The following is a 13,823-nucleotide window of genomic DNA, read 5'->3' as shown; positions in this document are numbered from 1 at the left end:
ACCCAGGCGAAGGCCGCCTGCAGACCCTTGCAGGACAACGGCACTGAATCCCTGCTTGCGCAGCAATGGCGAGCGAAAATGCCGGCGGCGCATCCGCCGTGCGTCCGCTGCCGACCGCGGCTCAAGTTCGGCCGCGCGCGGCCGATGTCCTGCAGGACGGACCCGATCGCCCACCGCCCCGCGCGCAGGAACCGACTTGATCATCCAACCGACCAGCCTGGCCGCCCTCACCTGGGCCGGTGCCGCCTCCGGCACCACGGCGCAAAGCTGGCACATCGGCACGGTGCTGTCGGCGCGCCCGCTGGGGGTGAATCCGCAGGGCCTGCTGGTGCTGCAGGTTGGCGCGCTCGCGGTGGAGACGGAGCTGCCCGGCGGCCAGTTGCCGGCGCAGTTCCAGGTGCGCGTGCTGAGCTTGGGCGCGCAGCCGCAACTGGAGATGCTGCCGCAGCCGGCCGACGCCACCTTCCAGCGCGTGCTGCGCGAGCGCCTGCCGCAGCAGAACGGCTACGCGCCGCTGCTCGCCACGCTGGGCACGCTGGCGCAACGACCGGTGCTGCGCCAGTTGCCGCCGGAGCTGCGCACGGCGCTGGCGCTGCTCGAGCAATCGCTGCGCACGCCGGCCGAAATCACCCGTGGCGAAGGCCTGCGCGAGGCCATCAATCGCAGCGGACTGTTTTTCGAGTCGCGCCTGGCCAGCCCGCACGGCAACCTGGCAGCGCTGGCCGAGGACGACTGGAAAGGCGCGCTGCTGCGCCTGGCCGCGCTGCTCGACCGTCGCGCGCCGGCGCCCGTGCCAGCCAACCGCAACGATGCCGCGCCGCCGATGCTGCAGCGTGGCATGCATGCGCAGCCGCGCGTGCCGCTGCCGCTGGCGCCCGCCGACGATGGCGTGGGTCCGCTGCTGGACCGCCTGCATGGCGAGGTGAAGGCGGCGCTGGCGCGGGTGGAGGTGGCCCAGCTGGACGCCAGCGCCAGCCCGCTGCCAGCCTGGATGATCGAGATTCCGCTGCAGGGCGAGGATGGCCGCGACGTGCTGCAACTGCAGCTGGAGCTCAGCATCGATCCCGCCGACGGCGGCCACGGCTGGACGCTCGGTTTCGCGCTGGACCTGCCCGCGCTGGGCCCGCTGCAGGGCGAGCTGCAACTGCGCGAACCGCGGCTGACGGTACGCCTGTGGGCCGAGCAGATGGAAACCGCGCAGCGGCTGGAACGCCAGTTCGGCCCACTGCGCCAGCGGCTGGCCGCCTGCGGCGTACTGCTCGACCAGCTGAGCTGCCAGGTCGGCCTGCCGCAACCGCCGGGCCGGCACAGCGCCGTGCTGCTGCAGGCCACCGCATGAACGCGCCGCCCTACTCGCCCCCGCGCCGAGTCAGCCTGCGGCTGGCCGGCGCCAACCAGGCCGAGACCAGGCCGATGCCGCCCGAGGCACTGGAAGCGCTGCTGGCACGCGCGCAGGTGCTGGGCCTGCCGCTGCATCACGATCCGCAGATCGCCGCATTGCTGGCTTCGCTGCGCCTGCGCGATGACGTGCCGGCGTTGCTCTACGCGGCAGCGGCCTCGGTATTGGCCGCGGTGTACGACGCGGCGGAAGAATGACCGCCCCGATCCACGTTCAGGAACCGGCCGGATGCATCTGCAGCACCAGCTTCGCCTCGTCGCGCGACAGGCCGCAGCGGCTGACCAGTTGCTCGACGTCGGCGCCTTCGCGCGCCAGCCGCTGGGCCAGTTCATAGGACTGCCGTAGCGGCGGCTGTTCGGCCCGGCCGAGCTGGCGCTCCAGCCGCCCCAGCACCGTCACCAGCATCGAGGTCGGCACGTCGGTGCAGGCGAAGCCCGCCTCGTGCGACAGCGCAGCGACGCGCCGCTGCAGCTCGCGCAACTGGCGCCCGCCATGCCACAGCAGCAACGACTGCGCCAGCGCCAACAGCAGCAGCACGGCCACGCCAAGCTCAAGCCACATGGCTGCCGCCATCGTCCGCCCGGCACAGCCGGCGCACGTCGAGCAGGGCCACGAAACCGCCCTGCCAGGCCAGCACGCCGCTGACCGGGTCGTCGTCGCGACTGGCGCGACCCGGCGGCGGCGGCGCGATGTCGATGCCGTCACTGCACAGCAGCTCGCCGACCGCATCCACGCGCAGGCCGACCCGCTGGCCCGCCTGCGACAACATCACCACGCGCACGCTTGCCGGGTTGGCCTCCGGCAGCGCCGGCAGGCCGAGCCGGCGGCGGCCGTCCATGACCGGCACGATGCGCCCGCGCAGGTGGCGTACGCCGAGCAGGTCGGCGGCGGCGCCCGGCACCGGGGTCAGGTCGCCGTCGCGGATGACTTCGCCGACCTCGTCCAGCGGCGCTGCATACAGCTGCGCGCCGATGCGGAACGACAGCCAGTGGCGGGCGGGCGGCGCGGACGCGGGGGCGGGGGCGCTCATGCTTGTGCTCCTTGGCAGGGTAAGGCATTCATCGGCTTCACTTGCTCATGCCGGCCTGGTGCGCACTGCCGGCGACCGGTGACGGCGCGGGAGTTCCCGCGGCGTCCGCCGGCGCGCGCGCGGTGGCCTGCTCGCCACTGGTGACGCGCACGGTGGGCAGCACGTCGGACGTCGGCGGCGGGTCCGCCAGGCCGGCGAGCTGGCCGACGTTCTCCGGGGCGGCGCGGTCGCGCGGCGCGGTCGGGTGGTCGCTCATCACCACCACCACCACGCGCCGGTTCTGGTTGCGGCCCTCCACGGTGGCGTTGTCGGCGATCGGGCGCGTCTCGCCCCAGCCGATGATGCCCAGTCGCGCGGGGGCGATCCCGCTGGTGGAAAACAGCCGCGCCACGCTGGCCGCGCGCGCCGCCGACAGTTCCCAGTTCGACGGGTACAGCGTGTTGCTGATCGGCATGTCGTCGGTGAAGCCTTCCACCCGCAGCGGGTTGCCGAAGCTGGCCAGGATCGCCGCCAGGTCGTGCAGCACCTCGGTGGCCGGCTCCGACAGCTGCGCCACGCCGCTGGGGAACAGGATGTCGGTGCGGATCTCGATCTCCAGCCAGTCGGGCTTGTGCCGCACCACCACCAGCTTGCGGTCGATCAGCGGCTGCAGCGCCTTGCGCACCTGGTCCTCGATGCGCCCCAGGGTTTCCGGCGGCTTCGCCTTGTGGCCCGCTTCGCGCCCGCTGCCGCCGCTGGCCGGCACCGGATGCGGCGGGATGGGCACCGCGATCGGCACGATCGACGAACCGGACTGCCCGCTCGGCGCGGCGATCGCCGGGGCGATGTTGTGCGGCCGGATCTTGGTCGGCGGCAGCGGCGCGATGGCGCGGCTGGAGCCGTTGAACGCCTCGATCAGCGACTCGGACATGACCCGGAACTTGCCCTCGTTGACCACCGAGACCGCGTACATCACCACGAAGAACGCCAGCAGCAGGGTCATCAGGTCGGCGTAGGGAATCGCCCAGGCCTCGTGGTTCTGGTGCTCCTCGTGCCGTCGCCTCCTCATGGGACATAACCCTGCAGGCGCGCCTCGATCTGCCGCGGGTTGTCGCCCTGGGCGATCGACACCAGGCCCTCGATCAGGATCTCGCGCATCCGCGTCTGTTTACTGATCAGGCCCTTCAGCCGTGCCGCCATCGGCAGCATGAACAGGTTGGCCAGCGCCACGCCATAGATGGTGGCCACGAACGCGGCGGCGATGCCGTGGCCGAGCTTGCTCGGGTCGGCCAGGTTCTGCATCACCGCCATCAGCCCCATCACCGCGCCGATGATGCCCAGCGTGGGCGAGTAGATGCCGGCCATCTCGTACACCTTGGCGCCGGCCAGGTCGATCGACTCGCGGGTTTCCAGGTCCACCTCGAGCACGCTGCGGATGGCCTCCGGCTCGCCGCCGTCGACCAGCAGCTGCAGCCCCTTGCTGACGAACGGGTCGGGCTCCGCCTCGATCTGCGGTTCCAGCCCGAGCAGGCCCTGCCGGCGCGAGATCTCGCTCCAGCCGACGATGCGGCTGATCAGGTCGCCCGGCTGGTGCTGCGGCGGCCGGTAGATCATCGAAAGCATCTTGAACGCATGCCTGAGCACCTTGCCCTGGGTCTGCACCAGCAAGGCGGCGGCGGTGCCGGCAAAGACGATCACGAACGCCGCGGCGTTCCACAGCGCACCCACGGTGGAGCCCTTCAGGATGGTGCCGAGGATGATCACCACGAAGGCCAGAATGGTGCCGATGATGCTTACCAGATCCATGCCGATCAGCCGGTCGATTGCAGTGAAGTGGAAGGTTGGTCGTCGTCACCGGCCAGGCCGGCCAGACTGGCCAGGTCCATCACCAGCGCCAGCCGGCCATCGCCGGTAACGGTGGCGCCGGCGATGCCCGGCACGCCGCCGAACAGCGGCCCCAGCGGCTTGACGATGACGTCCTCGCGACCGAGCACCTCGTGCACCAGGCAACCCAGCCGCCGGTGGCCGATGTGCAGCACCACCACGTGGCGGCCCGCCGCCGCCGGCGCCCCGGCCCAGCCGGTGAGGTCGAGCAGCGGCAGCGCGCGGCCGCGATGGCGGGCGACCAGGCGGCCGTCCAGCAGGCAGTCCTGGCCCGCGTCCAGCTCGAACACCTCCGCCACGTTGCCCAGCGGCAGCGCGAACAGCCGCGTGTCCACGCGCACCATCAGCACGCGCAGCACCGCCAGGGTCAGCGGCACGGTCAGCTCCAGTTCGCTGCCGTGGCCCAGCTGCGAGCGCACCTGCAAGGTGCCGCCGAGTTCGGCCACACGGGTCTTCACCACGTCCATGCCGACGCCGCGGCCGGAGATGTCGGACACCACCGCGGCGGTGCTGAAACCCGGGCGGAAGATCAGCTCGTAGCATTCGGCCTCGCTCAGCCGTGCGGCCTGCACGGCGTCGATCACGCCCTTCTCGACCGCCTTGCGGCGCAGGATCTCCGGGTCCATGCCGCGACCGTCGTCGCGCACCGCGATCACGATGCGCTCGCCGCGCTGGCTGGCCGACAGGCACACGCGCCCCTTGCGCGGCTTGCCGGCCCGCTCGCGCTCGGCCGGCAGCTCCACGCCGTGGTCGAGCGCATTGCGCAGCAGGTGGATCAGCGGGTCGGCCAGCGCCTCGACCAGGCCGCGGTCGAGGTCGGTGCCCTCGCCTTCCAGCACCAGTTCCACGTCCTTGCCGAGCTGGCGCGCCAGGTCGCGCACGATCCGCGGGAAGCGCTGGAACAACCGGCCCACCGGCTGCATGCGCATGCCCATCACCGCGCCCTGCAGCTCGTCGGTGACCCGATCCAGCTCGTTCGCCGCCGCGGCCAGGGCGTCGCTGCCGTGGCGCGCGGCCAGGCTGAGCAGGCGGTTGCGCAGCAGCACCAGTTCACCGGCATGGTTGACCAGGAGGTCCAGCCGCGCGGTGTCGACCCGCACGCTGTTCTCCACCGGCGCCGCGTGGTGTGCGGGCGCCGCGGCCGGGGTGGTGGTGGCGGCATTGGACGGGGTGCCGGGCGCGGCCGGCGCGGGTACGGCGACCGGCGCCGGCATCGGCGCAGCCGGCTGGCCGGGTTTGCCGTGCAGCGTATCCAGCAGGGCCTCGAACTCGTCGTCGTCGATCGTCCTCGTCGCCGACGCCGGTGGCGCGGCGGGCAACGGCGCCGGCGCAACCGCGCCCGGCGCGGCGTTGCCGTACATGCTGTCCAGCAGCGCCTCGAACTCGCTGTCGTCGATGCTGCCGCCGGCGGCGGCGACCGGCGGCGCCGGCGCAGCGACCGCCACCGGTCGGGCTTCCGGCAGCAGCGCGGCCAGCAACGCCGGCGGCGGCATCTGCAGCGGCGCGGCGGCGCCCACGGCGGCCATCATGCCGTTGAGCAGGTCCAGCGCGTGCAGCAGCGCGTCCATCTGCACGGCGCCCAGCACCAGCTTGCCGTTGCGCGCCTCGTTGAGCAAGTCCTCGGCGTGGTGGCACAGCAGCACCATCGGCTCGAGGGCGAGAAAGCCGGCGCCGCCCTTGACGGTGTGAAAGGCGCGGAACACGGCATTCAGCAGCTCGCCGTCGCCCGGCGCCGCCTCCAGCCCGACCAGCTGCTCGTCCAGGCGCTGCAGCAGTTCGCCCGCCTCGACCAGGAAGTCCTGGCGCAACTCGTTGTCCAGTTCCGCATCCATGGCCGGTGCGCTCAGAAGCCGAATTCGCTCAGCAGGCGGTCGGCATCCTCCTGACTGGACACCTTGGCCGCGCTGGCCGGCGCCTCGCTGCCGGCCAGCGCGCCGGTCAGCCGCACCAGTTCCAGCAACGAGGATTCGACCGTGCCGATGAAGCTGGCGACCTTCTTGATGCGTTGCCCGGTAAGGTCCTGCCACGACTGCGCCAGCACCATGTCGGCCAGGCCTTCGCGGCAGCTGCCGGCGAAGGCCACCGCCTCGCGCGCCAGCACCGCGGCGGCGTCGTTGCCGTTGGTCCACTCGAGCACCTGGCCGGCGTTGCGCGTCAGCGATTCGGCCTGGGGCCGCATGCGATCGGCGAAATCGAGGCTGCGGTGGGCCGCCTGCGCGCTCATCTCCAGCACGTCCTGCAGATGCTGGCGCGCGTCGGCCACGATGCCGGGCACGCCCTCCTGGGCCAGTTCGCCGCCAAGCCGGCGCACCGCGTCGTGCAGGTCGCGGGCCAGCTGGCCGAGCGCGCGGAACAGGCGCTGCTCGCGCTGGCGCACCATCACGTCCAGCGCCTGCTCGAACGCCGGGCCCTCGGGACTGTTCAGCAGATCACGCAGTTCCGGCGGCAGCATCTCGTCGATGGCAAGGGGGGAAGTGACGTTCATGCGCTGACTCCGCTGGCGGCGATCCGTTCGAAGATCTTGGTGAGCTTTTCCTTGAGCGTGACCGCGGTGAACGGCTTGACGATGTAGCCGTTCACGCCGGCCTGTGCGGCGGCGATGATCTGGTCACGGTTGTTCTCCGCGGTGACCATCAGCACCGGCAGGCATTTCAGCGCGTCCTCGCCGCGGATCGCGCGCAGCAGGTCGATGCCGGTCATGTTCGGCATGTTCCAGTCGGTCACCACCAGGTCGAACGGCTGGCTGCGCAGCATCGCCAGCGCGCTCTCGCCGTCGTCGGCCTCCTGGATCAGCGGGTTGCTGAAGCCAAGCTCGACCAGCAGGTTGCGGACGATCCGACGCATGGTGGAAAAGTCGTCCACCACCAGGATTTTCATGTTCTTGTCCAAACGCTTTCTCCACGTGCGGTACAGGCCGAGGTCCGGCCGCGGGGATTCATGGGGTTCTAAGAGCCTGTTTATGACCTCCAAGTGCTCCGCGCCGGGAACTGTTTGCGCGCAGGCCAAGGAAGAACGAGGGAGTGGACGTCCGTCCACGACCGAGTGATGACGCCGGCATGCGGGCAAACAGACCCGGCCCGAAGGGTTGCCATCGAGTGGCCGCCATGCGGCAGCGCGCGGCTTGGCCTGACAGCCAGTCAGGCGCTGCGCCACGCACTACCACCTGGCGGCCACTCGATGACAACGCGGAGTACTTGGAGGTCATAAACAGGCTCTCAGCTTCGCCACCCGGTGAGCCGGGCACGCAGCCGGATCACCGCCTGGCCGTGGATCTGGCACACGCGCGACTCGCTCACGCCGAGCACGGCGCCGATTTCCTTGAGGTTCAATTCCTGCTCGTAGTACAGCGACATCACCAGCTGCTCGCGCTCGGGCAGGCCGCCGATCGCCCCGGCCAGCGCCTCGCGCATGCCGTCGCGCTCGACGTTCTCGGCCGGCCCGAGGCTGCCTTCGTCGACCACGTCGAGCACCGTGCTTTCCTCGCCGTCGTCCGACGCAGTGAGGCTGAGCAGGCGCACGCAGGCCGCGTCGGCCAGCACCTGGTGGTACTCCTCCGCGCTGATCCCGAGCCGGCGGATCACCTCGGCGTCGTCCGCCTCGGCGCCGGTCTCGGTTTCGATCTGGCGGATCGTCTCGGCCACCTCGCGGGTCTTGCGGTGCACCGAGCGCGGGGTCCAGTCGGTGCGGCGCAATTCGTCCAGCATGGCGCCACGGATGCGGATGCCCGCATACGTCTCGAAGCTGGCCCCCTTGTCGTGGGCAAAATGGCGCGCCGCCTCCAGCAAACCGATCATTCCCGCCTGGATCAGGTCACCCACGTCGACGCTGGCCGGCAACCGCCCCATCAGGTGATAGGCGATCCTCCGCACCAGCGGCGCGTGCCGACGCACCAGTTCGTCGGCACTCTCGCGGGAGAGTTGCAGATATTCCGAAGCCACGCTCATCTCGGCATCCCACCCACCGGTGTTGTCCGGCCAGCAAAAAAAGCAATCCGGTCGAGACCTGCGCGGTCGGGCTCCACCCACTTATCGGCCGCGGTGGCCAATCGCTTGAATGCCAGTGCGGAATGGCTGGACGGCCACAGGTCGACCACCGCGCCTTGGCGGCGGATGGCCTGGCGCAGGCGCTCGTCGTGCGGCACCCAGCCGCCGAACTCGATCACCACGTCGAGGAAGCGGTCGCTGACCCGCGCCAGCTTCTGGTGCAGCGCCCGCGCGTCGCCCTCGTTGCGCACCATGTTGGCGACCATGCGGATGCGCCGCACGCCGAAGTCACGGCTGAGCACCTTGGTCAAGCCGTAGGCGTCGGTCAGCGACGCCGGCTCGTCGCACACCACCACAATCACCTCGGCGGCGGCCGCGGCGAACATCGTCACGTTGTCCGACAGGCCGGCGGCGGTATCCACCAGCAGGTATTCCGGCGGCTGCGCCAGTTCGTCGAAGGCGCGGATGATCGCCGCATGCTCGCCGCTGGAGAGCTGCGCCAGCCGACGCGCGCCGGAGCCGGCCGGCACCACGCGCAGGCCGCGCGGCGCGCTCAGCATCAACTCGTCCAGCGTGCACTCGCCGTCGAGCAGGTGGCCGATGTGGCGCGACGGCGTCAGGCCGAGCATCACGTCGACGTTGGCCAGGCCCATGTCGGCATCCAGCAGCACCACGTCGCGCCCGGCCACCGCCAGCGCCACGCCCAGGTTCACCGCCACCGTGCTTTTGCCCACGCCACCCTTGCCGCCGGCCACCGCGATCGTGCGGCAGTGCCGGCGCGCAGCAGGCGCCGCGGCCAGCAGGCTGCTGGCCTGGTGCGCGGACGGCGGCTCCGCGGCGGGCCGGCTGGTCATCGCCGCCAACATCTGCTGCAGCCCGGAAGCCTGATCCATCGCCAATACTCCGCTCATGCGCCGGCCACCGCGAAGCCGAAGCGTTCGGCCATCAGGCCGTCGTCGGGCGCCGGCAGCCTCATCGACTGCGCGGCGCGGCACACCAGCACGCGCGCATCCGCCGCGGCGATGTCCTCGGGCACGCGCTGGCCGTCGGTGGTGTACTCCAGCGGCAGCCGGTGACGGATCAGCACCGACAGCGCGCCGCCCAGCACCGGCGCCTCGTCCAGCTTGGTCAGGATGCAGGCCTGCGGTTTCAGCGGCAGGTAGGCGCGCACCGCCTCGTCCAGCGCCTGCGACTGCGCGTTCGCCGCCAGCACCAGGCAGGTGCGCAGGCCGCCGGCGTCGGCGAGGATTTCCAGTTGCTGGTTGAGCCGCGGGTCGCTGCCGGCGACGCCGGCGGTATCGATCAGCACGGTATGGCTGCCGCGCAGCATCTCCAGCACCTTGCGCAGGCTCGCCGCGTCGTAGGCCGGGTAGACCCGCGCGCCGAGCAGCCGGCCGTAGTGCTCCAGCTGCGCGGCGGCGCCGATGCGGTAGTGGTCGGTGCTGACCAGCGCCACCTGGTCGGCGCCGTGACGCATCACCGCGCGGGCGGCCAGCTTGGCGATGGTGGTGGTCTTGCCCACGCCGGTCGGCCCGACCAGCGCGACGACGCCATTGTCATCGCCGGACAGGTCGCGGCCGCTCACCGCCAGGCTGCGGCTGAGCATGCCCAGCGGCAGGTAGCGCGCCTGCTCGGCGTTGATCTGCTCGGGCAGTCCGGCCACCAGCGTGCGCGCCACGTCGGGCTCGATGCCCAGCCGGGTCATCTCGCGCAGGATCCGCGCGCGCAGCGGCTGGCACCGCTCCATGTCGTTCCAGGCCAGGCTGGACAGCTGCATCTCCAGCATCTCGCGCAGGCTGCCGAGTTCGCTGCGCAGCTGCGCGGTGTCCTGTGCCGCCTGTTCCATCAGCGGTCGCATCGCCGGCATCTCGTTGGCCGGCGCCGCCGGCAGCGGCACGGCGGCCTTGCGCTGACGCGGCGCGACCGGCGCGGCCACCTCGACGGGCGCCGCATGCACACCGGCTGCCGCCGTCTCCGTTTCGGCCGCTGCCGCCGCGATCGGCGCGCCATGCCGCACAGCCTCACGCACCAGCGATTCGTCGTAGTCAATCGCGGCGACCAGCTCGATGCCTTCGTCCAGTCGGCGGGTGGACAGGATCACCGCCTCCGGTCCCTGCTCCTCGCGCACTTCGCGCATCGCCTGGCGCATGTCCGGCGCCACGAAACGTTTGATCTTCATTGCTCGCTCCGCGAGCGGGATTCGGGATTCGGGATTCGGGATTCGCAAAAGCCGTTCGCGCCAGTTCGTAGCGCACCCGCTCTTTCCGAATCCCGAATCCCAAATCCCAAATCCCGGCTCCTAGTCATCGCCCCAAGGCCTGTACCAGTCGCACCCGGCGGTTGTCGGGCACTTCGTTGTAAGCGAGTACGTGCAGGTTTTGTGCCACGTGGCGGGTGAAGCGTGCGAGCCATGGCCGCAGCAGCGGCGCGACCAGCAGCACCGCGGGTTCGCCGCTCAACTCCTGGCGCCGCGCGGCGTCGGCCACGCTCTGCTGCAGGCGGTCGGCCAGGCCCGGTTCCACCGCGGCGCCGGCCACGCCGCCGCCGGACAGCGAGCCCAGCAGGATCTGTTCGAGCTCGGGCGCCAGCGTGATCACCGGCACTTCGGTGCCCAGCCCGGTGATCTCCTGCACGATCTGCCGGCCCAGCGCCACGCGTACGGCGGCGGTCAGAACGCCGGGATCCTGACTCTGCCCGGCGTGCTCCGCCAAGGATTCGACGATGCTGCGCATGTTGCGGATCGGCACGCGCTCGGCCAGCAGGTTCTGCAGCACCTTGACCACCACGCCCAGCGTCAGCCGCTTCGGCACCAGGTCCTCGACCAGCTTCGGCGCGGTGGCGGCGAGCCGATCCAGCAACTGCTGCACGTCCTGGTGGCTGAGCAGTTCGTGCGCGTGGCCCTGCAGGATGTGCGACAGGTGGGTGGCGATCACCGTGGCCGGGTCGACCACGGTGTAGCCGTAGCTCTGCGCCAGCTCGCGCTGGCCGCTCTCGATCCACACCGCTTCCAGGCCGAACGCCGGATCCTGCGTGGCGATGCCCTGCAGCGTGCCGTGCACCTGGCCGGGGTTGATCGCCATCAGCCGCTCGTTGTGCACCTCGGCCTCGCCCATCGGCACGCCCATCAGGGTGATGCGATACGTGTTCGGGCCCAGGTCGAGGTTGTCGCGGATATGCACCGCCGGCACCAGGAAGCCCAGCTCCTGCGACAGCTTGCGGCGCACCGACTTGATCCGCCCCATCAGCTCGCCGCCCTGGTGCACGTCGACCAGGGGGATCAGCCGGTAGCCCACCTCCAGCCCCAGCGGATCGACGCTGGCCACGTCTTCCCAGCCCAGCTCGACGCGCTCGGGCGCCACCGTGGGGGCCGGCTTCTCGGCGGTCGACTCGGCCAGCCTGGCGCGCGTTTCGCGCTCGCGCTTCAGCAGCAGCCACGCCACGCCGCCGCAGCTGGCGCCGAGCAGCAGGAACGCCACGTTCGGCATGCCGGGGATCAGCCCCATCACGGTCAGCACCGCCGCCGCCACGCCGAGCGCGCGCGGCTGGCCGAACACCTGGCCGATCACCTGCTTGCCCATGTCCTGCGACTTGGACACGCGGGTGACGATGATCGCCGTCGCCACCGACAGCATCAGCGCCGGCACCTGCGCGACCAGGCCGTCGCCGATGGTCAGCAAGGTATAGGTCTTGGCCGCCTCGCCAGCCGACAGGCCGTGCTGCATCACGCCGACGAAGAAGCCGCCGACGATGTTGATGATGAGGATCAGGATGCCGGCGGTGGCGTCGCCGCGCACGAACTTCGAGGCGCCGTCCATCGAGCCGTAGAAGTCCGCCTCCTCGCGCACTTCCTGGCGACGCTCGCGCGCCTGATCCTGGGTCAGCAGGCCGGCGTTCAAGTCGGCGTCGATCGCCATCTGCTTGCCGGGCATCGCGTCCAGGGTGAACCGCGCGGTCACTTCCGACACGCGGGTGGCGCCCTTGGTGACCACCACGAAGTTGATGATGGTGATGATCGCGAACACCACCAGGCCCACCGCGAAGTTGCCGCCGATGACGAACTCGCCGAACGCCTCGATCACCTTGCCGGCCGCGCCGGGGCCGTCGTGGCCGTGCAGCAGCACCACGCGGGTGGAGGCGATGTTCAGCGCCAGGCGCAGCAAGGTCGCCATCAGCACCACGGTGGGAAACGCGGCGAACTCCAGCGGGCGCATCACGTAGACCACCGCCAGCAGGATCACCAGCGACAGCGCGATGTTGAAGCTGAACAGCATGTCGAGCAGGAACGGCGGCAGCGGCAACATCAGCATCGCCAGCATCACCAGCATCATCACTGGCGCGCCAAGACCCCGTCGCGCAAGTTGTTTGAAGTTGCCTAGTACGTCTGCACCCGTCATGGATTTGACTCGTCGTTATTCGCGGTAAGGCCCCATCAGGTCGGGGTCGACCTCGGGGGTTGGCGCTGCCGGTGGTGCCTCGCCCTGCGCCGTGGCCTGCTTCAACTGGTAGACGTAGGCCAGCACCTGGGCCACCGCCACATACAGCGCGGCGGGGATTTCCCGGCCCAGTTCAGTCGTGGCATACAAGGCGCGTGCCAACGGCGGCGCTTCGACCAGCGGGATGCGGTGGCTGCCCGCCACCAGGCGGATCTGCTGGGCCAGCACGTCGACGCCCTTGGCGATCACCCGCGGCGCGCCGGTGCGGCCTTCGTCGTAGCGCAAGGCCACCGCGAAGTGGGTGGGGTTGACCACCACCACATCAGCCTTGGGCAGTTCCTCCATCATGCGGCGGCGCGCCTGCGCCTGCTGCACCTGGCGGATGCGTCCCTTTATTTCGGGGTTGCCCTCGCTTTCCTTCATCTCATCCTTGATCTCCTGCCGGGTCATGCGCAGGTTCTTCGTGTGGTCGAACTTCTGGTACAGCGCGTCGATGCCACCGATCAGCGCCAGCATGGAGCCGAACCACAGCGCGGCGCGGCCTAGCAGGCTGATCGACTGCGCGATGCCGGCCAGCACCGGGCCGCGGCCGGTGGCTTGCAGCTCGCTCTGCCAGTGCCGCAGCAGCAGCACCAGCACCGCACCGATGAACAGCAGCTTCAGCAGCGCCTTGCCCAGCTCGACCAGACCGCGCATGGCGAAAATCTTGCCCAGTCCCTTGATCGGGTCGAGCCGCTCGAATTTCGGCTGCAGCGCCTGCGCGCTGAAGTTCAGCCCGCCCAGCAGCAGCGGTGCGGCCAGCGTGGCCAGCATCGTGGCCAGCGCCACCGGCCAGAACAGTCCCAGCGCCTCGTATACCACCGCATGCAGCGTGCGGCCCGGCAGGTCATCGCTGAACAAGGCGTCGCGCGAGTAGTGCATACCCAGCGAGAAAATTCGCCTGGCATGCGCGAACGCCTGCTCGCCACCGCTCATCAGTGCCGCCACGCCGGCCAGCACCACCATGGCGCCGGACAGGTCGCGCGAGCGCGGGACCTCGCCTTTCTCGCGCGATTCGCGAAGTTTCTTCTCGGTTGGCTGTTCGGTTTTTTCCTGGTCGCTGTCGTCGCTCACGG

The 13,823-nt window shown here is 70.6% G+C and carries 14 protein-coding genes; 2 read left to right on the top strand and 12 right to left on the bottom strand.

Annotated features, from left to right (window positions below):
* The first annotated feature begins 196 nt into the window (after positions 1-196).
* Together fliK and AC3WTD_RS03110 are read left to right on the top strand one after the other, a co-directional pair.
* Positions 197-1,339, top strand: coding sequence for a flagellar hook-length control protein FliK (gene fliK, locus AC3WTD_RS03115; RefSeq protein ID WP_492612884.1), 1,143 nt, complete (start codon positions 197-199; stop codon positions 1,337-1,339).
* Positions 1,336-1,596: a hypothetical protein gene (locus AC3WTD_RS03110; protein WP_027492092.1), complete on the top strand. Its 261-nt coding sequence runs from the start codon at positions 1,336-1,338 to the stop codon at positions 1,594-1,596. The genes fliK and AC3WTD_RS03110 overlap by 4 nt, the downstream gene beginning before the upstream one ends.
* 16 nt (positions 1,597-1,612) lie before the next feature.
* Here AC3WTD_RS03110 and AC3WTD_RS03105 read toward each other — a convergent pair whose 3' ends face one another.
* From AC3WTD_RS03105 to flhB, 12 genes are all read right to left on the bottom strand, one after another.
* Positions 1,613-1,960: a DUF2802 domain-containing protein gene (locus AC3WTD_RS03105; RefSeq protein WP_027492093.1), complete on the bottom strand. Its 348-nt coding sequence runs from the start codon at positions 1,958-1,960 to the stop codon at positions 1,613-1,615.
* The gene (locus AC3WTD_RS03100; RefSeq protein WP_492612883.1) at positions 1,950-2,429 is read right to left on the bottom strand and encodes a chemotaxis protein CheW; all 480 of its coding nucleotides are present in this window, start codon (positions 2,427-2,429) and stop codon (positions 1,950-1,952) included. Before AC3WTD_RS03100 ends, AC3WTD_RS03105 begins: the two co-directional genes overlap by 11 nt.
* Before the next feature lie 37 nt (positions 2,430-2,466).
* On the bottom strand, positions 2,467-3,477 hold the full coding sequence (gene motD, locus AC3WTD_RS03095) for a flagellar motor protein MotD (protein ID WP_492612882.1): 1,011 nt from the start codon (positions 3,475-3,477) through the stop codon (positions 2,467-2,469).
* Positions 3,474-4,214, bottom strand: coding sequence for a flagellar motor protein (locus tag AC3WTD_RS03090; protein WP_027492096.1), 741 nt, complete (start codon positions 4,212-4,214; stop codon positions 3,474-3,476). Before AC3WTD_RS03090 ends, motD begins: the two co-directional genes overlap by 4 nt.
* A 5-nt stretch (positions 4,215-4,219) precedes the next feature.
* A complete protein-coding gene (locus tag AC3WTD_RS03085; RefSeq protein WP_492612881.1) occupies positions 4,220-6,124 on the bottom strand; it encodes a chemotaxis protein CheA in 1,905 nt (634 codons plus the stop codon).
* Between the two features lie 11 nt (positions 6,125-6,135).
* On the bottom strand, positions 6,136-6,777 hold the full coding sequence (locus AC3WTD_RS03080; RefSeq protein WP_492612880.1) for a protein phosphatase CheZ: 642 nt from the start codon (positions 6,775-6,777) through the stop codon (positions 6,136-6,138).
* Entirely contained in the window at positions 6,774-7,181 is a 408-nt protein-coding gene (locus AC3WTD_RS03075) for a chemotaxis response regulator CheY (protein WP_027492099.1), read from the bottom strand. Before AC3WTD_RS03075 ends, AC3WTD_RS03080 begins: the two co-directional genes overlap by 4 nt.
* A gap of 326 nt (positions 7,182-7,507) precedes the next feature.
* Positions 7,508-8,236 (bottom strand): RNA polymerase sigma factor FliA, encoded by a 729-nt coding sequence (locus AC3WTD_RS03070; protein WP_027492100.1) that lies wholly within the window; start codon positions 8,234-8,236, stop codon positions 7,508-7,510.
* Positions 8,233-9,186, bottom strand: a complete 954-nt coding sequence (locus tag AC3WTD_RS03065; RefSeq protein WP_492612879.1) for a nucleotide-binding protein — start codon at positions 9,184-9,186, stop codon at positions 8,233-8,235. The genes AC3WTD_RS03070 and AC3WTD_RS03065 overlap by 4 nt, the downstream gene beginning before the upstream one ends.
* The gene (gene flhF / locus AC3WTD_RS03060) at positions 9,183-10,454 is read right to left on the bottom strand and encodes a flagellar biosynthesis GTPase FlhF (protein ID WP_492612878.1); all 1,272 of its coding nucleotides are present in this window, start codon (positions 10,452-10,454) and stop codon (positions 9,183-9,185) included. The genes AC3WTD_RS03065 and flhF overlap by 4 nt, the downstream gene beginning before the upstream one ends.
* A gap of 124 nt (positions 10,455-10,578) precedes the next feature.
* Complete coding sequence (gene flhA, locus AC3WTD_RS03055; protein ID WP_027492103.1) at positions 10,579-12,669, bottom strand: flagellar biosynthesis protein FlhA; 2,091 nt, start codon at positions 12,667-12,669, stop codon at positions 10,579-10,581.
* A 15-nt stretch (positions 12,670-12,684) separates the two neighbouring features.
* Complete coding sequence (gene flhB / locus AC3WTD_RS03050) at positions 12,685-13,821, bottom strand: flagellar biosynthesis protein FlhB (protein ID WP_027492104.1); 1,137 nt, start codon at positions 13,819-13,821, stop codon at positions 12,685-12,687.
* Between the last annotated feature and the right edge of the window lie 2 nt (positions 13,822-13,823).

The sequence above is a fragment of the Rhodanobacter sp. FW106-PBR-R2A-1-15 genome, assembly GCF_058789735.1.
Note: the sequence above shows the minus strand (reverse complement) of the source record. Positions and strands in the feature narration are given on the sequence as shown.